General features: G+C 71.7%; 17 protein-coding genes. 10 read left to right on the forward strand and 7 right to left on the reverse strand.

What is annotated here, in order from left to right:
• Positions 1-70: 70 nt before the first annotated feature.
• The 3 genes from GXW74_RS10015 to tsaD are packed head-to-tail and all read right to left on the reverse strand — an operon-like array spanning position 71 to position 2336.
• Positions 71-895: a 23S rRNA (adenine(2030)-N(6))-methyltransferase RlmJ gene (locus tag GXW74_RS10015; RefSeq protein WP_211846358.1), complete on the reverse strand. Its 825-nt coding sequence runs from the start codon at positions 893-895 to the stop codon at positions 71-73.
• Positions 896-910: 15 nt separating this feature from the next.
• The gene (locus GXW74_RS10020; protein WP_211846359.1) at positions 911-1267 is read right to left on the reverse strand and encodes a hypothetical protein; all 357 of its coding nucleotides are present in this window, start codon (positions 1265-1267) and stop codon (positions 911-913) included.
• Between the two features lie 16 nt (positions 1268-1283).
• Positions 1284-2336 (reverse strand): tRNA (adenosine(37)-N6)-threonylcarbamoyltransferase complex transferase subunit TsaD, encoded by a 1053-nt coding sequence (gene tsaD, locus GXW74_RS10025; protein ID WP_211846360.1) that lies wholly within the window; start codon positions 2334-2336, stop codon positions 1284-1286.
• Positions 2337-2359: 23 nt separating this feature from the next.
• Here tsaD and hemC point away from each other — a divergent pair, with 23 nt between their 5' ends.
• The 4 genes from hemC to GXW74_RS10045 all read left to right on the forward strand — a co-directional run bounded on the left by hemC (position 2360) and on the right by GXW74_RS10045 (position 6800).
• The gene (gene hemC / locus GXW74_RS10030) at positions 2360-3346 is read left to right on the forward strand and encodes a hydroxymethylbilane synthase (RefSeq protein ID WP_211846361.1); all 987 of its coding nucleotides are present in this window, start codon (positions 2360-2362) and stop codon (positions 3344-3346) included.
• A gap of 148 nt (positions 3347-3494) precedes the next feature.
• The gene (locus GXW74_RS10035) at positions 3495-4202 is read left to right on the forward strand and encodes a uroporphyrinogen-III synthase (protein WP_211846362.1); all 708 of its coding nucleotides are present in this window, start codon (positions 3495-3497) and stop codon (positions 4200-4202) included.
• A 114-nt stretch (positions 4203-4316) separates the two neighbouring features.
• Positions 4317-5522, forward strand: a complete 1206-nt coding sequence (locus GXW74_RS10040) for a hypothetical protein (protein WP_211846363.1) — start codon at positions 4317-4319, stop codon at positions 5520-5522.
• A gap of 9 nt (positions 5523-5531) precedes the next feature.
• Entirely contained in the window at positions 5532-6800 is a 1269-nt protein-coding gene (locus GXW74_RS10045) for a heme biosynthesis HemY N-terminal domain-containing protein (RefSeq protein ID WP_211846364.1), read from the forward strand.
• 150 nt (positions 6801-6950) lie between these two features.
• On the opposite strand, the gene GXW74_RS28610 is transcribed toward GXW74_RS10045, so the two are convergent.
• The 4 genes from GXW74_RS28610 to GXW74_RS10065 all read right to left on the reverse strand — a co-directional run bounded on the left by GXW74_RS28610 (position 6951) and on the right by GXW74_RS10065 (position 11774).
• Entirely contained in the window at positions 6951-8552 is a 1602-nt protein-coding gene (locus GXW74_RS28610; RefSeq protein WP_211846365.1) for a GMC family oxidoreductase, read from the reverse strand.
• Positions 8549-9538, reverse strand: coding sequence for a Bug family tripartite tricarboxylate transporter substrate binding protein (locus GXW74_RS10055; RefSeq protein ID WP_211846366.1), 990 nt, complete (start codon positions 9536-9538; stop codon positions 8549-8551). The genes GXW74_RS28610 and GXW74_RS10055 overlap by 4 nt, the downstream gene beginning before the upstream one ends.
• Before the next feature lie 137 nt (positions 9539-9675).
• A complete protein-coding gene (locus GXW74_RS10060) occupies positions 9676-10656 on the reverse strand; it encodes a threonine ammonia-lyase (RefSeq protein ID WP_211846367.1) in 981 nt (326 codons plus the stop codon).
• A complete protein-coding gene (locus GXW74_RS10065; protein WP_211846368.1) occupies positions 10653-11774 on the reverse strand; it encodes an NAD(P)/FAD-dependent oxidoreductase in 1122 nt (373 codons plus the stop codon). The genes GXW74_RS10060 and GXW74_RS10065 overlap by 4 nt, the downstream gene beginning before the upstream one ends.
• Positions 11775-11943: 169 nt before the next feature.
• Between GXW74_RS10065 and GXW74_RS10070 the strand changes: the two genes are divergently transcribed.
• The 6 genes from GXW74_RS10070 to GXW74_RS10095 all read left to right on the forward strand — a co-directional run bounded on the left by GXW74_RS10070 (position 11944) and on the right by GXW74_RS10095 (position 18323).
• Positions 11944-13305 carry an ABC transporter substrate-binding protein gene (locus GXW74_RS10070; RefSeq protein WP_211846369.1) on the forward strand — a complete coding sequence of 454 codons (1362 nt, stop codon included), beginning with the start codon at positions 11944-11946 and terminating at the stop codon, positions 13303-13305.
• A gap of 76 nt (positions 13306-13381) precedes the next feature.
• On the forward strand, positions 13382-14323 hold the full coding sequence (locus GXW74_RS10075; protein ID WP_211846370.1) for a carbohydrate ABC transporter permease: 942 nt from the start codon (positions 13382-13384) through the stop codon (positions 14321-14323).
• A complete protein-coding gene (locus tag GXW74_RS10080; RefSeq protein ID WP_211846371.1) occupies positions 14323-15219 on the forward strand; it encodes a carbohydrate ABC transporter permease in 897 nt (298 codons plus the stop codon). Before GXW74_RS10075 ends, GXW74_RS10080 begins: the two co-directional genes overlap by 1 nt.
• Positions 15220-15225: 6 nt before the next feature.
• Positions 15226-16326 (forward strand): ABC transporter ATP-binding protein, encoded by a 1101-nt coding sequence (locus GXW74_RS10085; protein WP_211846372.1) that lies wholly within the window; start codon positions 15226-15228, stop codon positions 16324-16326.
• The gene (locus tag GXW74_RS10090; RefSeq protein ID WP_211846373.1) at positions 16327-17085 is read left to right on the forward strand and encodes an SDR family oxidoreductase; all 759 of its coding nucleotides are present in this window, start codon (positions 16327-16329) and stop codon (positions 17083-17085) included.
• Positions 17086-17243: 158 nt separating this feature from the next.
• Entirely contained in the window at positions 17244-18323 is a 1080-nt protein-coding gene (locus GXW74_RS10095) for a malate/lactate/ureidoglycolate dehydrogenase (protein WP_211846374.1), read from the forward strand.
• Positions 18324-18487: the final 164 nt, after the last annotated feature.

Genomic DNA, 18487 nt, shown 5'->3' on the forward strand with positions numbered 1-18487 from the left:
CCCTCGCAATCAGGCAGGGGCGATGAGGGTATGCGGGGCTCGATGCCCTCGGGGCCGTTCGGGGAGGGTTTCATTCGGGCACCACCTGCGTCACGCCGATGCCGGCGCCTTCCTCGGTCTCGAGTGCGGCAAGCAGGGCGGCGAGAATGTCCTGCGCCGCTGCCCCGAAGCCGAAGGGGGCATTGACCACCAGCAGGCCGCTGCCGTTCAGCCGGCGCGGGTCGGTCGGCTCGCGCAGCCACAGCTCGGCGGCGATGACGTCACGCACCCCGGAAGCGCGCAGCGTATCGTGGAAGTCGCGCACCGGCGCGCGATGCTTCACCGGATACCAGGCGGCGATGAGGCCGGCACGGAAGCGCCGGTTCAGCTCCACCACGGCCTCGGCGAGCCGGCCGAACTCGTCCTCCTCCTCGAAGGGCGGGTCCATCAGCACGAGGCCACGGCGTTCGGGGAAGGGAGTGAGGGCGCGGATCGCCTCATAGGCGTCGCGTCGGTGCACCGCCACCTGGCGGTCGCCGCGGAACAGCGCGCGCAGCGCGGCATGGTCCTCGGGGTGCAACTCGCAGCAAGCCATCCGGTCCTGGGGGCGCAGCGCGGCGCGGATCAGCGCGGGCGATCCCGGATAGCGCGCCGGGAAGCCCTGGGCGCGCAGCGCCGCGACGAAGGGGGCGAGCGGCCCGTCCGTGACGCCCTGCAGCCGGAGCGCGCCGCGCGCCGCCTCTCCGGTGCGCGCGGCCTCCTCTGCCGCAAGGTCGTAGATTCCCCGCCCGGCATGGGTGTCGAGCACGGCGAAGGGCGCGTCCTTGCGGCGCAGCGCGTCCAGCAGCACGAGCAGCAGCGCGTGCTTCAGGCAATCCGCGTGATTGCCCGCATGGAAGGCGTGGCGGTAGTTCACGCGCGGCGGCCGTTCTCAGTAATGCGCCACCTCCACAAGCAGGCAGCCCCCGGCGCTGGTCAGCGTGGCCAGCCGCGCGCCATGCGCGACGGTCAGCGCCGCCGGCGCGTGCAGCGGCTCCGCCTGGCCCGCGATCTCGACCACGCCGCGCAGCAGCAGGAACTCCTGCCAGTAGTCTCCCGTGGTCAGCGGCGCTTCCGGCAATGCGGTGCCGGGCGAAAGGCGCAGCATCTGCACCCGCGCGCCCTGGCGCGTGGTGGGGTCGAGGGAGTTGGCGATGACCTTCACGGTTACCCCCTCCGGCGCCCCGGGCAGGTGGAACCAGCCTTCGTCGTCGTCGAACTGATGGATTTCGCCGGCGGTGACGCGCATGCGGTGTCTCTCCCTGTCAGCCGGCCGGCGCCAACTCGGCGAGGGGCCAGCGCGGCCGTGGATTGTGGCCGAGCGGATCGGCCAGGCCGGCGCGCAACCGCTCGATCCCTGCCCAGGCGACCATCACGGCATTGTCGGTGCAGTAGCGCAGCGGCGGCGCCAGCATCGGCACGCCCGCCATGCCGGCGACACCCGTGAGCGCCGCCCGCACCGCACCATTGGCCGCGACGCCGCCGGCGACGACGATGCCGGTCGCATCCGGCAGCATCTCCAGCGCGTGGCGGGCGCGGTCCGCAAGCACTGCGGCAACCGAGGCCTGGAAGGAAGCGGCGATGTCGGCGGGCGATGCCGCCCCCTGCGCCACCGCCCGCGCCACCGCTGTCTTCAGCCCGCTGAAGGAGAAGTCGCAGCCTGGCCGTCCGAGCAGCGGCCGCGGCAGCGGCACGGCCCGCGCGTCGCCCTGCGCTGCCAGCCGTTCCAGGTGTGGCCCGCCGGGCCAGGGCAGGCCGAGCAGCTTCGCCGCCTTGTCGAAGGCCTCCCCCACCGCGTCGTCCAGCGTGGAGCCGAGCCGGCGGTAGCGGCCGAGGCCTTCCACGGCGACGCATTGGCAATGGCCACCCGAGACCAGCAGCAGCAGATAGGGGAAGGCCGGCGCGCCGCTCTCCAGCAGCCCGGGCAGCCGCGCGGTCAGGGCATGCGCCTCCAGGTGGTTCACCGCCACGAAGGGCAGACCGTGGGCGATCGCCACGCCCTTGCCGAAGCAGGCGCCGACGATCAGCCCGCCAATCAGCCCGGGGCCGGAGGTGGCCGCCACCCCGGCGAGGTCCCAGAAGCCGAGCCCGGCCCGCGCCAGCACCCGCTCCGTCAGCCCCGGCAGCGCGGCCAGGTGCGCCCGTGCGGCGATCTCCGGCACCACGCCGCCGAAGACGGCGTGCTCCCTCTCCTGGCTCAGCACCGCCTCGGCCAGGATCCGGCCATCGGGCGCGAGGACGGCGGCCGCGGTTTCGTCGCAGCTGCTCTCCAGCCCCAGCACCGGCCCTCTCGGCCCCATCGCACCTTCCGCGTCCATGGGCGGGGTTCTATGACGGCGGCATGTCGCCTGCCCACCCCGCTTCTGTCCCGCAGCACCGCCGGTCCCTGCCGTTGCGCGTCGGCACCCGCGGTTCGCCGCTCGCCCTGTGGCAGACGCGGGACTTCCTCGACCGCGTGACGCGCTTCTGCCCCGTGCTGCGCGACGCCAAGGCCTTCGAGGAGCATGCGATCGCCACCTCGGGCGACAGGATCCAGGACCGCAAGCTCGCCGAGATCGGCGGCAAGGGACTGTTCGCGAAGGAGATCCACGAGGCCCTGCTCGATGGCCGCGTCGATTTCGCCGTGCATTCGCTCAAGGACCTCGAGACCGAGATGCCGCCCGGCATCGTCCTCGCCTGCACCCTGAAGCGGGAGGATGCGCGGGACTGCCTGTTGCCCGGCCCGGGCCTGCCGCCCTGCGATCCCGTCGAGCCCTTCGCCGCCTTGCCGAAGGGCGCCGTCATCGGCACTTCCTCGGTCCGCCGGCAGTCGCAGTTGCTGCACATGCGGCCCGACCTCCAGGTCGTCATGTTCCGGGGCAACGTGCAGACGCGGATGCGCAAGCTGGCCGAGGGGGAGGCCGCGGCGACCCTGCTCGCCCTCGCCGGCCTGCGCCGCCTGGGCCTGGAGCCCGCGGGCAGCGTCGCCATCGATCCGGAGGTGATGGTCCCCGCCGCCGGCCAGGGCATCGTCGGCGTCACCGTGCGGGCCGACGACACCGAACTGCACGAACTCCTCGCCGCCATCGAGGATCCGGAGGCACGCGCCGTGTCCTCGGCCGAACGCGCGCTGCTCGCGGCGCTGGACGGGTCCTGCCGCACGCCGATCGGCGGCCATGCACGGATGCTGCCGGACGGGCGGCTGCGGCTGACCGGACTGGTCGCGCGGGCCGATGGGTCCTTTCTGCTGCGCAGGACGGAGGAAGGGCCGGCGGCCGATGCCGTGCGGCTGGGCGCGGAGATGGGGCGGGCGCTTCGGCGGGACGGTCCCGCTGATCTCTTTGCGTAGTAGGGCGGGGGAGGAAACTCCCCCGCACCCCCTCCTTCTTCCGTCGGTCACCAGGGCCGCATCCGGCGCGCCAGGTGCGCCCCCCCGAAATGGCCAAAGAAGGGAGGGGGTTCGGGGGAGGTTCTCCTCCCCCGACCTTCCTGCGGCAGTGACCAGGCCCGACACCGTCCTGATCACCCGCCCGGACCCCGGCGCCGCCGAAACCGCCGCTGCCGTGGCCGCCCTCGGCTGGCGCCCGCTTCTCGCCCCCGCCCTGGTCCTGCGCGCCACCCCGCCGGCCGGGCTTCCCCCCGCCCAGGCCCTGTTGCTGCCTTCCCGCGCCGCAGCCCGCGCCCTGCCGCCACTGGCCATGCCGGTCTTCGCCGTTGGCGCCGGCACCGCCGCCGAGGCCCGTGCCCGCGGCTTTCCCAACGTCGCTGCTGCCGAGGGCGACGCCGAGGCGCTCGCCGCCCTCGTCGGCGCTCGGCTGGATCCGGCAGCCGGGCCGCTGTTTCTCGCCACCGGCCGCGGCTATGGGGCCGAGCTCGCCGCCGCCTTGCGCGCCCTCGGCTTCCGCGTCGTCCGGCGGGTCGTCTACGAGGCCATTCCGGCCGATGTCCTGCCCCCGGAGGCGATGGACGCCCTGGCGCAGGGGCGTGTCGCGGCGGCGCTCTTCACCTCGCCGCGCGGCGTCCGCATCACCCTCGCGCTGCTGCGCCGCGCCGGCCTCGCGGATGCGACGCGAGGCATCCGCGCCCTGGCGATCAGCGCCCGCATCGCCGCCGCCCTGTCGCCCTTGACCTGGTCCGCCATCGAGGTCACGCCGCGGCCGGACCCTGCGCTGCTGCCGGGGCTTCTCGGACCGCCGCCGAACTGATCTGCCCCCGGGGCAACCGATCGGGCGGCCGTGATCGTGCCGCGATGGCGCCATCCGCCGCGCTGGTTGCTATACGTCCCGCCCGCGCCGCCGCGTCGCTGTATGAGGATCGGCATGACCGAAACGCCCACCCCACCCGTCCGCCGGTTCCTGGACCCCGCCGCCATCCCGCTCCTTGCGGGCGGGGCGGTGCTGGTGCTGGCCGCGGCCTGGCTCTGGGCCACGCCGCGCCCCGCGCCCCCGCCCAACCCGACCGCCGCCGCCGTCGCCGCGTTGGAACGCCGGATCGCGGCGCTGGAGGGATTCGAGTCGCGCCTCGCCGGCGTCGAGCAGCGCCGCGGCGCCGACCTCGATTCGCTGGAGGCGCGGCTTGCCGCCCTCGAATCCCGTCCGCCGGCCGATCTCTCGGCGCTGGAGCGGCGCATCGCCGCCCTGCCTCCGGCCGGCGACCTCCGCCCGGTCGAGCAGCGGATCGAGGGTATCCTTGCCCGGCTGACCGCCGCGGAGGCCCGCGCCGCCGAGGCGCTCGCCCGCCCGATTCCGGACAGTGCCGCCTTCGCCCCGCGTGCGTCGGTGGACGCGCTTGCCACGCGCGCCGACCGCCTCTCCGAGCGGCTCGATGCCGTCGCGACCCGCCAGCAGGCCAGTGATACCGAGTCGATCCGCCGCAACGAGGACCTGGCACGCAGCGTGTCCGAGCGGCTCGCCGCCGCCGAGCGGGCCGAGGCGGAGCGCATCGCCGCCGCCAACAGCGCGCTCGAGCAGCGCCTGCGTGGTTCCGAATCCGCGCTGATGATGCGCATCGCGGCGCTCGAACAGGCCCAGGCCCGCATCGCGGCGCTGGAGGCGCGGTCGGCGCGCCAGGCGGCCCTGGCGACCCTGCGCCAGCGGCTCGAGGCCGGGCAGCCGCTCGGCACCGCGCTCGCGGCCTTCCCCGCCGTGGCGCCGGCGCTTGCGCGCTTCGCCGAGGCGGCGCCGCCGACCGAGGCGGCGCTGCGCCTGGCCTTCGAGGAGGCGGCCCGCGCCGGCCGTGCGGCCAGCGAGGCGTCGCGCGAGGGCCAGGGTGTGCTGGATTCCGCCGTCACGCGCCTGTCCGGCCTGGTCACCGTGCGCCGAGGGCAGGAGGTGGTCTGGGGCGACGCCGCCGCGGCCGAGATCGAAGCCGCGCGCCGCGCCGTCGAGGCCGGCGATATCGATGGCGCCCTTGCGCGCCTGTCCCGCCTGCCGCCGGCGGCGCAGGAGGCGATGCGCCCGTGGGCTGCCCAGGCGCGCGCCCTGACCGCGGCGCGCGCCGCGCTCGCCGCCCTGGCCGCGGGCTGAGGCCGTCTCATGCGTCGCGCGCTCCTGCTGCTCATCACCCTCAGCGCCGTCACCGGCCTCGCGCTGTGGCTCGCCCGCATCGGCGGGACGGTCGAGGTCCAGGTCGGCGAGGTCTGGATCGGCATCACCTTCCCCGTCGCGATGATGGGACTCGCCATCGCCTTCATCGTCCTGCACGGCGTCCTGTCGGTCTTCCGCTGGCTGCGGCACCTGCCGGCCCGCCGCCGCGCCGCGCGCCGCGAGCAGCGGAGGTCCGACGGCGATGCCGCGGTGACGCGTGCCCTGGTGGCGCTGGCCGCCGGCACGCCGGACGCCGCGCGCGTCGAGGTGCGGCGCGCGCGCGTGCTGCTCGGCGATACGCCGCAGACATTGCTGCTCGCCGCCGAGGCGGAGCGCCTGGCCGGGCGGGAGGATGCCGCCGCGGCGGTGTTCAAGCAGCTCGCCGACCGCGGCGACGCGCGCTTCCTCGGCCTGCGCGGGCTTCTGCGCCAGGCGATGCAGCGGCAGGACTGGGCGGCGGCGCAGCGCCTGGCGAAGGAGGCCGAGGCCGTCCACCCCGGCGCCGCCTGGCTGCGGGAGGAGCGGCAGGTGCTCGCGCTGCGCACCCAGGACTGGCGGGAGGCGCTGGCCCTGTCGCCTCCGGCCGGGCCGCGCGCGGCGCTGGCGCTCGCCGCCGCGATGCAGGAGGAGGACGCGGCGCGCGCCGCCGAATTCGAAAAGCAGGCCTTCACCGCGGACCCCGCCTTCACGCCGGCGGCGCTGGCGCATGCGAAGCGGCTCGCGGCCGCCGGCGTGGCACGGCGGGCGCGGGCGGTGCTGGAGCAATCCTGGCTCGCGGCGCCGCATCCCGATGTCGGCGCCGCCTGGATCGCTGGGGAGAAGGATCGGTTGGCGCGGGTGAAGGCGGTGGAGGACCTGATCCACCGCAACCGCGAACATCCCGAGAGCCGGTTGCTGATGGCGCGTGCGGCGATCGACGCCGGGCTCACGGGGCGCGCGCGGTCGGAGCTGGAGGCGCTGGTGGCGGCCGGCTCGGCCGACCGGCGCTGCTATCTGATGCTCGCCGAGCTCGAGGAAGTGGAGCACGGCGACACGGCCGATGCGCGCGCGGCCCAGGCCAAGTGGCTGCGCGCGGCGGCGAATGCGCAGGGTGCGCCGCGCTGGCGCTGCGCGGCCTGCGGGGCGGAGCACAATGCCTGGAAGGCGGAATGCGCGGCCTGCGGGACGGTGGGGCGGATCGCCTGGTCGGCACCGGAGAGCGTGCCGGCGCGGGGGTAGAGGACCGAGGGGGCTTCGCCCCCCCTCGAACTCCCGCAGCAGGGGACACGGTCCGCTGCATCCGTGTGAACTCGAGTATTGGTTTCCAAAGGCCTTTCGGCCTTTGGCGGGGTGAGCCCGAGAGGGGCAGGGCCCCTCTCGGAACGCGGTCTATCCGCGTCGCAGGAATTCCGCCGCGCGCTCGGCCACCAGCATCACCGCCGGCTGGATGTTGGGGGAAGGGATCAGCGGAAAGGCCGAGGCATCGGCCACGCGCAGCCCCTCGATGCCGCGCACGCGCAGCTCGGGGTCCAGCACCGCCATCGGGTCCGTGCCCATCTTCGCCGTGCCGCAAGGATGGAAGACGGTGCCGGCGGTGGCGCGGATGTTCTCGAGGATCGCCTCGTCGGTCGCCGCCTCAGGGCCGGGGCGCAGTTCCTCCTCGATCAACGCGGCGAGCGGTGCCTGTGCGGCGATCCTGCGCGCGAGATGCGCCGCGCCCAGCATCACCCGCACGTCGTTCGGGTGATCGAGGTAGTTGGCGCGGATGCCGGGCTTCTCCGTCATCTCGGGGGATTTCAGGAAGACCTCTCCTCGGCTGTCCGGGCGGCAGACGCCGTAGTTGAACATGAAGCCGGGGAAGTCCTGCAGGCCCTTCATGTAGTCGAAGGTGGAGAAGTTCACGAAGAGGAACTGCACCTCGGCCTCCTCCGCGCCCGGTGTCACGCGCGCGAAGGCGTTGGCCTCCCCCGCGCCGATCGCGAGCGGCCCCTTGCGGGAGAGCAGGTAGTCGAGGCCCATCTTCGCCTTGCGGAACGGCGAGAGCAGCATCTCGTTCAATGTGCCGCAAGGCTTCGAGCGGTAGATGAATTTGGCGATCAGGTGGTCCTGGAGGTTCTTTCCGACCCCCGGGGCGTGGTGGACCGTGGGGATGCCGAGCGCCTGCAGCGCCGCGCCGTCGCCGATCCCGGACAGCATGAGCAGCTTCGGCGTCTCGATCGCGCCGGCCGAGCACACCACGCTGCGCGCGGCACGGAAGGTGACGGGCCGGCCGTTCTGCCGCGCCTCGACGCCGACGGCGCGGCCGTTCTCGACCAGGATGCGCGTCGCCAGCACGCCGGTCTCCACGCGCAGGTTGCCGCGCGTCATGGCAGGGCGGAGGTATTCCTTCGCGGTCGAGGATCGCGTGCCGCCGTTGACGTTGAGCTGCACCGGCCCGGCGCCGTCGATCGGCTGGCCGTTGTTCCAGTCCGCATTGCGCGGCAGGCCGGCGGCGATGCAGGCCTCGACGAAGGCGGCCGCGGCGGGGGCGAGCTGCCGCGGCTCGCGCACATGGATGGCGCCGGCGCTGCCGCGGGCGGGATCGGGCGCGCCGTCCCAGTGCTCGATGCGGCGGAAGACGGGCGCGACTTCCTCATGGGACCAGCCCGTGGCACCGGACTGTGCCCAGCGATCGTAGTCGTGCGGCGAGCCGCGCAGGAACACCAGCCCGTTCACGCTGCCCGACCCACCCAGCACCTTGCCGCGCGGCCAGTGGATGCGCCGGTCGCCGAGGTTCGGCTCCGGCTCGGTCTGGTAGTTCCAGTCGTACTTCTGACTGGCGTAGAGCTTCGCATAGCCCGCCGGCAGGCTGATCCAGATGTCGCGGTCGGGCGGCCCGGCTTCCAGCAGCACGACGCGGCAGGACGGGTCCTCCGACAGCCGCGCCGCCACGATGCATCCGGCGGACCCGCCGCCGACGATGACGACGTCGGCGGTGTTCGTGTCGGTCACGCTTCCATCCGCACGCCGGTGCGCTCGACCACGCCCTTGAACTTGTCGAGCTCCGCCTGGAAGAAGGCGCGCGCATCGGCCGGCGTGTTCGCCCGCGCATAAGGCGTGATGCCGGCGACGAGGAAGCGCTCGCCGAGTTGCGGATCGCGCAGGGCGCTGTTGATGGCGCGGTTCAGCGCCTGGGTCACCGGCGCGGGCATGCGCGGCGGGCCCACCACGGCGAACCAGTTGCCGATGTCGAAGCCGGGCATGCCGGATTCGGCGAGCGTCGGGATGTTCGGGAAGGCGGGGAAGCGATCGAGGCCCGTGATGGCGATACCGCGCACGCGGTTGTCGCGCACCTGCGCCGCGGCGGAGGCTAGCACGGCCACGCCCCAGGCGGTTTCCCCGCGCGCGATGCTTTCCACCATCAGCCCGCCGGAGCGGTAGGGCACATGGGCGAACCTGCCGCCGAGGCCGAGCGAGACGGCGATGGATTCGGCCGCGAAGTGCGGGATGGAGCCGACGCCCGAGGAAGCATAGGGCAGGTCGTCCTGCGGCCCCGCGCGCAGCTTCCGCACCGCGTCCTCCGCGTTCGCCGCCGGGAAGTCCGGCTTCGCGATCATGATCAGCGGGCCGTTGGCGACGACGGCGACATGGGTGAAGTCGTCCATCGGATTGTAGCGCGTGCCGCCCTGCATGGCGTGAGGGATCAGCGCGTGGGAGGAGGCCTCGTTCAGCATCAGCACGTGCCCGTCGGCCGGCTGGCGGCGCAGCCATTCGGCGGCGACGGTGCCCGAGGCGCCGGGCCGGTTCTCCACCACCACCCGCCCGTTCGGACCGAGGAAGCCCTGCATGCGGTCGGCCAGCAGCCGTGCCGTGATGTCGGTCGAGCCGCCCGGCGCGAAGCCGCTGACCAGGGTGATGGTGCGGTCGGGGAAGGACTGCGCGCGCGCCACGGCGGGCGCGGCGAGGACGGCAAGGGCGATCAGGCTGCGACGATGCATGCGGACGTTTCCCAGGGCGGTTGTCGTTCAACCTGCAGGGAAGCGCCGAAACCGCGCGCCGGCAAGGGCCTCAGGGAATGTTCGGAATGCGCCGCGCGGCGCATTCCCGGTCCGGTGCCGTCAGTCCCGAATGGCCCTCAGGCGGCGAGCGCCCGGGCGAAGACCGCCGGATCGACGTTCCCGCCGCTGATCAGCACGCCGATCACTCCGCCCCTCGCCGCGACCTTGCCGGCCAGCACGGCGGCGAGCGCCACCGCGCCGCCGGGTTCGGCCACCACCTTCAGGTGGTCGAAGGCGAAGCGCATGGCGCGGAACACCTCGGCCTCCGTCACCACCACGCCACCGGCCAGGTGGCGGTGGTTGATGGCGAAGGTCAGCGCACCGGGCTGCTTCGACAGCAGGGAGTCGCACAGCCCGCTGCCGGGCGCGCCATTGGCGACGATATGGCCGGCGTCGAGGGAGCGCCTGGTGTCGTCCCAGCCCTCCGGTTCCACCGCCCAGACCGCGGCCTTCGGCGCCAGCGCCTCGAGGGAGAGCACGCTGCCCGCGGTCAGGCCGCCGCCGCCGGTGCAGACCGCGAAGGCATCCGGTACCAGGCCGAGCGCCGCCGCATCCTCCAGCAATTCGAGCGCTGCGGTGCCCTGGCCGGCGACGACGTGCGGGTGGTCGTAGGGCGGGATGATGGTGGCGCCGCGCTCGGCTGCCAGCACGCTCGCCAGCGCGTCGCGGTCGACGCCGTGGCGTTCGAAGGGGACGATCTCCGCCCCCCAGCGGCGCGTCGCCGCGACCTTGATCGCCGCCGCGTCGGACGGCATGGCGATGGTCGCCCGCATGCCGAGCATGTGCGCCGCAGCCGCGCAGGCCTGGCCATGATTGCCCGAGGAATGGGTGACGATGCCGCCGTGCCGCTCCTGCCGGGACATCAGCAGGGCCGCGTTGGTGGCGCCGCGCAGCTTGAACGACCCGGTGCGCTGCAGCGGCTCCGGCTTCACCAGCACCGTCGCGCCGGTGATCTCGTCAAGCAGAGGGTGGCGCAGCATCGGCGTGTGCAGGACGCGCCCGGCCAGGCGCGCCGCGGCGGCGCGGACATCCTCGAAGGTCGGCAGGGTGTCGGTCATGCCGCCGCCCTCCGCGCGAAGCGCCTCGGGTCGCAGAGCGGCACGGCGGCGGCCAGCGCGCCGGGATCCTCGCCCGCCACCAGCGCGGCGAGCAGCGCGCCTGCAGCCGGTGCCGTCTGCATGCCGTAGCCACCCTGTCCGACCATCCAGAAGAAGCCCCTTTCCATGCCCTCGCCGATGGCGAGGCCGCGATCCGGCGTGAAGGTGCGCAAGCCTGCCCAGCGGTGCTCGATGCGGGAGACCGGGATGTCGAGCGCCTGCTGCATGCGGTCCACCGCGATCGCCACGTCGTATTCGTCCGGCTGCGCGTCGCAGGGGGCGCTCTCGGTCTCGTCGGCCGGGCTGACCATCAGTTTCCGTCGCGCCTCCGCCCGCGCGTACCAGGTGTGGCCGGCATCGCCGATGAGCGGCCACTCGGCGCAGTCGTAGTCGCCCGGATCGACGATGCAGGCGGTGCGGCGCTTGGGCTGCAGCCCGATCGGGTCGAGCCCGGCGATGCGCGCCACCTCGTCGCCCCAGGCGCCGGCGGCGTTGACGATGACGGGGGCGGTGAAGACGGCGCCGCCCGAAGTTTCGGCATGCCAGACGCCGTTCTGCCGCCAGATGCGTCCGGCGCGATGGCGCAGCGCCAGCGTCCCGCCGGCCGCGCGCGCCTGGCGCAGGAAGCCCTGGTGCATGGCGGCGACGTCGATGTCGAAGCAGTCCCCTTCGACGGCGGCCATCGCGGCGTAGCCCTCGCGCAGGGCCGGGACCATGGCGCGGACCTCGGCGAGCGCGATCTCCTCCATGTCGTCGCCCTCAGCGATCATCTCCCGCAGGTGATCGACCTGCCCGGGCGGCGCCAGATGGATGACCGGGCGGGGGCGCATCAGCGGTGCCTCGGCGAAGCCGGGGGGCGGCATCTCGAAGAAGGCGCGCGAGGCGGCGGTCAGGATGCGCGCATCGGGGCTGCCGTAGTTGCGGATCCAGATCGCGGCGGAGCGGCCGGTGGCGTGATAGCCGGCGCTGTCCTCCGCTTCCAGGAGGGCGACGCGACGCGTGGCGGCAAGATGCGCGGCGGCGGTGGCGCCGGCGATGCCGGCACCGATGACGAGGGCATCGAAGGCTTGAAGGTCCATGATGTGCAGCCTGCGGCGCGTGCATGCGGCATGCAAGCCGTGGTTACCATGGGTTACTTAAGGGTCATAACGGGTTGCCATGCAGGTTTTTCCCTGACTAACCTTCCGGTTACCGACAAGCGGGCCCGCTATCCGAGGCTCGCCCCGGGGAGAGAACGGAAGGGAAAGCATGTCCAGGAACGGGATCACCCGGCGCCAGGTGCTGCGCAACGGGGCTGGGGTTTTCGCGGCGGGCGCGCTCGGTGCGCCGATGGTGCACGCGCAGGGTACCGGCGGGACGATCCGCTGCGGCTTCTGGGACCACTGGGTGCCGGTCGGCAACAACGCGATCCGCGAACTCTGCGCCGAATGGGGCACCAGGAATCGCGTCAATGTGCAGGTGGACTTCATCACCTCGGTCGGCAACCAGAACCTGCTGACCATCGCCGCCCAGGCGCAGTCGCGTTCCGGACACGACATCCTGTCCTTCCCGACCTGGGAGCCGGCTTCGAAGGCTGAAATGCTGGAGCCGGTCGATGATGTCATGGGGCGCCTGACGCAGAAGTACGGCCCGGTGAACGCGGCGGCGGAGTATCTCGGCAAGATCGGCGGCAAGTGGGTGGCAATCCCCGCCGTGTCCGGCACGCAGTTCAAGCCGGCCTGCGTTCGCTTCGACCTGATGGAGCAGCATGCCGGCATCGACATCCGCGCCATGTGGCCGGCGGCCAATCAGCGCGGTCCTGGCGCCGAAAACTGGACCTGGGACACCCTTCTGGCCGCGGCCGAGAAGTGCCACGCCGCGGGCGTTCCCTTCGGCATTCCGATGGGGTCCTTCTCGGACGCGGTGGACACGGTGGGTTGCGTCTTCGCCGCCTACGGCGCGAGCGTGATGGATGCGCGCGGCAACGTCACCGTGCAGGGCAATGCCAAGCTCCGCCAGGCGGTGGAGTACATGGTGCGCCTGTCGCGCTTCCTGCCCAATGACGTCTGGGCCTGGGACGACGGCGCCAACAACCGCGCGCTGATCTCCGGCCGCTCGGCGCTGATCTTCAACCCGCCCTCGGCCTGGGCTGTCGCCAAGCGTGACGCGCCGCAGGTGGCGGAGAAGTGCTGGACCGTGCCACCGCCGTCCGGGCCCGAGGGGCGCTTCACGCCCTACCTGCCGTATTTCTGGGGGATCTGGTCGTTCAGCCGCGTGAAGCCCGCGGCGAAGGCCCTGCTCGAGTTCATGTCCGAGCGGACCAGCGCCGAGAAGATGACCACGACCTCCAACGGCTACGACATCCCGCCCTTCGTCAGCATGAACGACTTCGCCGTGTGGGCGAATGAGGGGCCGCCGACGGGGACGATCTTCAACTACCCGATCAAGCCGCATCACAATGCGACGGCGTCCGTGGCCTTCGCGCCGGCGCCGGCCGAATACGCCGTGCAGGCCTACCAGCAGGGCCTCAATACCAAGACCATCGCCCGCATCTCGCAGGCGGGCGAGACGGTGGATCAGGCGCTCGGCTGGCTCGAGCGCGAGCTGAACACCATCCGCCGCGGCGGCTGAGGCCGGCGGCCGGAACCTGGCGCGGGCAGGCGGCCTCGGGCCGCCCGCCCGGCCCATGAAACTGGGGGAGGTCACGATGGCAGCCGATGGCAGCCTGGCCATGAGCGGCACCGCCGGAGTCTCGGCGGGTCGCGCGAATTCCTTGCAGCGCTTCGCGCGGCGGCGGTCCACCATCGCCTTCGTGATGACGCTGCCGCTGCTCGTCGTCATCGTGGGCCTGGTCGCCTATCCGGCGGCCTTCGGCATCTATCTCTCGATGCTCAACAGGCGCATGACGGCCTTCGCCGGGACGCTGAACTTCGAGCTGCTGTTCGAGAGCGAAACCTTCTGGATGGTGGCGTTCCAGTCCTGCTTCTTCGCCATCACGGCGGTGCTGCTGAAGGCGTCGATCGGCTTCTGGCTGGCGCACATGCTGCATCACATACCCAACAACAGGCAGCGCAAGTGGCGCGGCATGCTGCTGGTGCCCTGGGTGATACCGCCGGCGTTGTCCACCCTCGGCTGGTGGTGGATGTTCGATCCCTCCTACTCCTCGATCAATTGGCTGCTGTCGATCATCTCCGTGCCGGAGGTGCCGTGGCTCGGTCACCACTGGTGGGCGCGCATCGCCATCATCATGGTGAACGTGTGGATCGGCGCGCCCTTCTTCATGATCATGTACCTCGCCGCGCTGAAATCCGTGCCGGAACAGCTGTACGAGGCGGCGGCGATCGATGGTGCGACATCATGGCAGCGGCTGCGCTACGTGACCCTGCCGATGATGGCGAACATCATCTCCATCACGGTGCTGTTCAGCCTGATCGTCACCTTCGCGAACTACGACATCGTGCGCGTGCTGACCAATGGCGGCCCGCGCGACCTGACGCACGTCTTCGCGTCCTACGCCTTCCAGGTCGGCATCCTGTCCGGGAACATCCCGCGCGGCGCCGCGGTGTCGCTGTTCATGTTCCCTATCCTCGCGATCTGCGCCTTCTTCGTGCTGCGCAGCGTCACACGGCGCAACAAGGAGCAGATGTGATGTCGGCGACCACCGCCGGCCGGGACACGCCCGGCATCTACCACAAGGCCGGCAGCCTGCGGGCCGAGAGGCGCTGGGCGCTCTGGACCGCCTATGCCTCGCTCATCTTCGCTGCGGTGATCTTCCTCGCCCCGCCCTTCTACATGCTGATCACCAGCCTGAAGACGAGCGGCGAGATCGCGGGCATGGCCGGCAATCCCTGGCTGGTGCGCGACCCGACCTTGGAGAACTACTGGGCGATCCTCGGGAACCCGCTGTTCCGCCAGTTCATGCTGAACAGCATCATCGTCACCGCCTGCGTCGTGGCGCTGACGATGGTGATCTCCATCCTCGCCGCCTTCGCGCTGGCGCGGATGCGCTTCTGGGGCAGCCAGGTGCTGGCCACGGGCGTCTTCCTCACCTACCTGGTGCCGGACACGCTGCTGTTCATCCCGCTGTACCAGATCGTCGGCGGGCTCGGGCTGCTGAACTCGATCTGGGGGCTGGTGCTGGTCTATCCGACGCTGACGGTGCCCTTCTGCACCTGGATCATGATCGGCTACTTCGCCTCCATCCCCAAGGAGCTGGACGAGGCGGCGCTGATCGACGGCGCATCCTGGCCGCAGATGCTGCTGAAGATCTTCATCCCGGTGGCGCTGCCCGGCATCATCGCGGCGACGATCTTCGCCTTCACCGTGTCCTGGGCGGCCTTCGTCTATCCCACCGCCTTCGTCACCACGCCGGACAACATGCCGCTGACCATCGGCGTCGTCTCCCAGCTGGTGCGTGCGGACACCTTCGCCTGGGGCCAGATCATGGCGGGCGCGCTCATGGCGGCGCTTCCCCCCGTCGTCATCTACGCCTTCCTCATGGACTACTACATCGCCGGCCTGACCGCCGGCGCGACAAAGGGCTGAACACGCATGGCGCAGGTTTCTCTTCGCAGGATCGTCAAGGCCTATGAGGGCGACGTCCAGGCGGTCAAGGGGATCGACCTCGAGATCGCGGACCACGAATTCGTGGTCCTCGTCGGGCCGTCGGGCTGCGGCAAGTCGACCACGCTGCGCATGATCGCGGGGCTGGAGGAGATCACGGACGGTGAGATCGCGATCGGCGGCACGATCGTCAACGACATCCCGCCGCGCGACCGCGACATCGCCATGGTGTTCCAGAACTACGCGCTCTACCCGCACATGAGCGTCTACGAGAACATGGCCTTCGGCCTGACGCTGCGGAAGTTCCCGAAGGCCGAGATCGACAAGCGGGTGAAGGAGGCGGCGCGCATCCTCGACATCACCCCGCTGCTCGAACGCAAGCCCAAGGCGCTGTCGGGCGGGCAGCGGCAGCGCGTGGCGATGGGCCGCGCCATCGTGCGCGACCCCAAGGTGTTCCTGTTCGACGAGCCGCTGTCGAACCTCGATGCCAAGCTGCGCGTGCAGATGCGCACCGAGATCAAGAAGGTCCATCAGACCGTCAACACCACCACGGTCTACGTCACCCACGACCAGGTGGAGGCGATGACGCTCGCCGACCGGGTGGTGGTGATGAACCACGGCGTGATCGAGCAGGTCGGCCCGCCGCAGGAACTCTACCACAACCCGGCGACCAGGTTCGTCGCCGGCTTCATCGGCAGCCCGGCGATGAACTTCATCCCGGCGCGGCTGGAGGAGGCATCCGGCGCTCTGCGGCTGCAACTGCCGCAGGGGATCGTGCTCGACGTGCCGGAAGCACGCACGGCGCGCTATCGCCAGCACGCCGGCAAGCCGGTGCTGTTCGGCATCCGGCCCGAGCACCTGACCGACGACAAGCCGACGGACAAGACCAACCCCGCGCCGCTGTCCCTGACGCCTGAAGTCATCGAGCCGATGGGCATGGAGACGCTCGCGCATTTCAAGCTCGACGGCGCGGAGATCTCCGCGCGCCTCGATCCCGCGACGCCGGCATCGGTGGGCGCACCCTTGCGCCTCATCGCGCACATGGATCAGATGCACCTCATCGATCCCACGACCGACAGGGTGCTGTGAATGAATCGCCTGGAAGGTAAGTCCGCCTGGGTCACCGGGGCGGGCAGCGGCATCGGCCGCGCCATCGCCATCGCCTTCGCGCAGGAAGGGGCGAAGGTCGCTCTGACAGGCCGTCGCACCGCGCCGCTCGAGGAGACGGCGAAGGCGATCGGCGATGCCGCCATCATCGTGCCGGCGGACCTGACGGATGACCAGCAGGTCGCCGCGGCGCTGGCGAAGGTGGAAGCCACCATCGGTGGTCCCGACATCCTGGTGAACAACGCCGGCGTGAACCTGCCGAAGCGCTATCTGCACCAGCTCACGCCGGAGGCGATCCGCAGCCTGGTCGACGGCAATCTGACCGCGCCGTTCCTCACCTCCGTCGCGGTGCTGCCGGGCATGCGCAAGCGCGGCGGCGGGCAGCTGATCCAGATCGCATCCATGGCGGGGAAGGGCATCTCCTTCCTCTCGGGGCCAGGCTACACCGCGGCCAAGCACGGCTTCGTCGCGCTGTCCCAGGCGATCAACCAGGAGAACGGGATCCACAACATCCGCTCCTGCTGCATCTGCCCGGGGGAAGTGGCGACCGACATACTCAAGAACCGGCCCGAACCCGTGCCGCAGGAAGAAATCGAACGCCTGCTGCAGCCGGAGGACATCGCCGCGATGGCCGTGTTCGTGGCCACCATGCCGGCGCGGGCGAACATCACCGAGATGCTGGTGACGCCGACCTACATGCGCCTGCTGGCGCCGCAGGCGAAGAAGATCGCCGCGATGTAGGCGGAGGTCGGGGGAGGGGAACCTCCCCCGAACCCCCTCCCTTCTTTGGGAATTTGGAACTGACCGGGGAGGTCGGTCTCCAGGTGCCAAAGAAGGTTGGGGGGCTCGGGGGGAAGTTCTCTTCCCGCCGTTCTTTCCTTCTCCAAGGACGCCCTCCCATGGACATGCTGCACATCCCTGTCGACGCGCTCACCACCCTTGTGCGCGATGTCTTCGTCGCCGCCGGCTGCGGTGCCGCGGAATCCGACCGCATCGCGACGCATCTCGTCGGCGCGAATCTTGCCGGCCATGACAGCCACGGCGTGGTGCGCGTGCCTCGCTACGTGGAGTGGCTAGAGGCCGGCTTCGTGCTCAAGGGCCAGACGGCGGACGTGGTCACCGATGGCGGGTCCTTCGCCGTGCTCGACGGCAAGTGGGGCTTTGGCCAGACCGTGGCGCCGCAGGCGGTGGCGCTGGGCATCGGCCGGGCGCTGCAGCACGGCGTCTGCATCACCGCGCTGCGCAATGCGGGCCATATCGGCCGCGTCGGCGACTATGCCGAGCAGGCGATCGCGGCCGGGCTGATCTCCATCCACTTCGTCAACGTTGCGGGCAGCGTGCTGGTGGCGCCGTTCGGCGGCGTGGAACGGCGCTTCTCCACCAACCCCGTGTCGATCGGCGTGCCGCTGCCGGGCAAGCCGCTGGTGCTGGATTTCGCGACCTCGCTCGTCGCGGAGGGCAAGGTGCTGGTGGCCTCGAGCGGCGGCAAGAAATTGCCGGAAGGCGCGCTCATCGAGCCTGATGGCCGGCTTTCCACCGACCCGCACACGCTCTACGGCCCCTACGACGCTGTTGGCCCACGCAATCCCGCGAATGGCCAGGGTGCGATCCGCGCCTTCGGCGAGCACAAGGGGTCGGGCCTCGCCTTCATGTGCGAGATGCTGGCCGGTTGCCTGACGGCGGGCGGCACCAGTGGCCCGGTTGATGAACGTGGGCGCATCGCCAACGGCATGCTGTCGATCTTCCTTTCGCCGAAGCATTTCGGCACCCAGGCGGAGTTCGAGCGCATGGGCCTCGTCTATGCCGAATGGATCTCCGCCTGCCGCCCGGCGGACCCGGCCCAGCCGGTGCTGCTGCCGGGCGAACCCGAGGCGCAGCGCCGCGCCGACCGCACGGCGAATGGCGTGCCGCTGCCGGCGGATACCTGGGCGAACATCCTCGCCACCGCGACGCGGCTTGGGGTCGCGAGCCCGGTGTGATACCGGCCAGCCATTCGGCCGACCCGGTATCAGGGTCCTTGTTTTGCGCGCAGCCGCCCCGCCGGCCGCAGGCGCCCTGTCGGGTCGTCAAGGCTCGAAGCCTTGGCGGTCCGGCATGATGCCTGCGGCACGCGTTCCCGACCCGTGCGGAGGCGGCGGGCGCG

The organism is Neoroseomonas eburnea, from assembly GCF_018129005.1.
Lineage (GTDB): Bacteria > Pseudomonadota > Alphaproteobacteria > Acetobacterales > Acetobacteraceae > Neoroseomonas > Neoroseomonas eburnea.

Excerpts from the sequence above, each read along its gene's own strand:
- GXW74_RS10095 (WP_211846374.1), top strand. The coding sequence starts at position 17,244 with ATGGACATGCTGCACATCCCTGTCGACGCGCTCACCACCCTTGTGCGC.
- GXW74_RS10080 (WP_211846371.1), top strand. The coding sequence starts at position 14,323 with ATGTCGGCGACCACCGCCGGCCGGGACACGCCCGGCATCTACCACAAG.
- hemC (WP_211846361.1), top strand. The coding sequence starts at position 2,360 with ATGTCGCCTGCCCACCCCGCTTCTGTCCCGCAGCACCGCCGGTCCCTG.
- GXW74_RS10075 (WP_211846370.1), top strand. The coding sequence starts at position 13,382 with ATGGCAGCCGATGGCAGCCTGGCCATGAGCGGCACCGCCGGAGTCTCG.
- GXW74_RS10045 (WP_211846364.1), top strand. The coding sequence starts at position 5,532 with ATGCGTCGCGCGCTCCTGCTGCTCATCACCCTCAGCGCCGTCACCGGC.
- GXW74_RS10020 (WP_211846359.1), bottom strand. The coding sequence starts at position 1,267 with ATGCGCGTCACCGCCGGCGAAATCCATCAGTTCGACGACGACGAAGGC.
- GXW74_RS10085 (WP_211846372.1), top strand. The coding sequence starts at position 15,226 with ATGGCGCAGGTTTCTCTTCGCAGGATCGTCAAGGCCTATGAGGGCGAC.
- GXW74_RS10090 (WP_211846373.1), top strand. The coding sequence starts at position 16,327 with ATGAATCGCCTGGAAGGTAAGTCCGCCTGGGTCACCGGGGCGGGCAGC.
- GXW74_RS10060 (WP_211846367.1), bottom strand. The coding sequence starts at position 10,656 with ATGACCGACACCCTGCCGACCTTCGAGGATGTCCGCGCCGCCGCGGCG.
- GXW74_RS10055 (WP_211846366.1), bottom strand. The coding sequence starts at position 9,538 with ATGCATCGTCGCAGCCTGATCGCCCTTGCCGTCCTCGCCGCGCCCGCC.
- GXW74_RS10070 (WP_211846369.1), top strand. The coding sequence starts at position 11,944 with ATGTCCAGGAACGGGATCACCCGGCGCCAGGTGCTGCGCAACGGGGCT.
- GXW74_RS10040 (WP_211846363.1), top strand. The coding sequence starts at position 4,317 with ATGACCGAAACGCCCACCCCACCCGTCCGCCGGTTCCTGGACCCCGCC.
- GXW74_RS10065 (WP_211846368.1), bottom strand. The coding sequence starts at position 11,774 with ATGGACCTTCAAGCCTTCGATGCCCTCGTCATCGGTGCCGGCATCGCC.
- tsaD (WP_211846360.1), bottom strand. The coding sequence starts at position 2,336 with ATGGACGCGGAAGGTGCGATGGGGCCGAGAGGGCCGGTGCTGGGGCTG.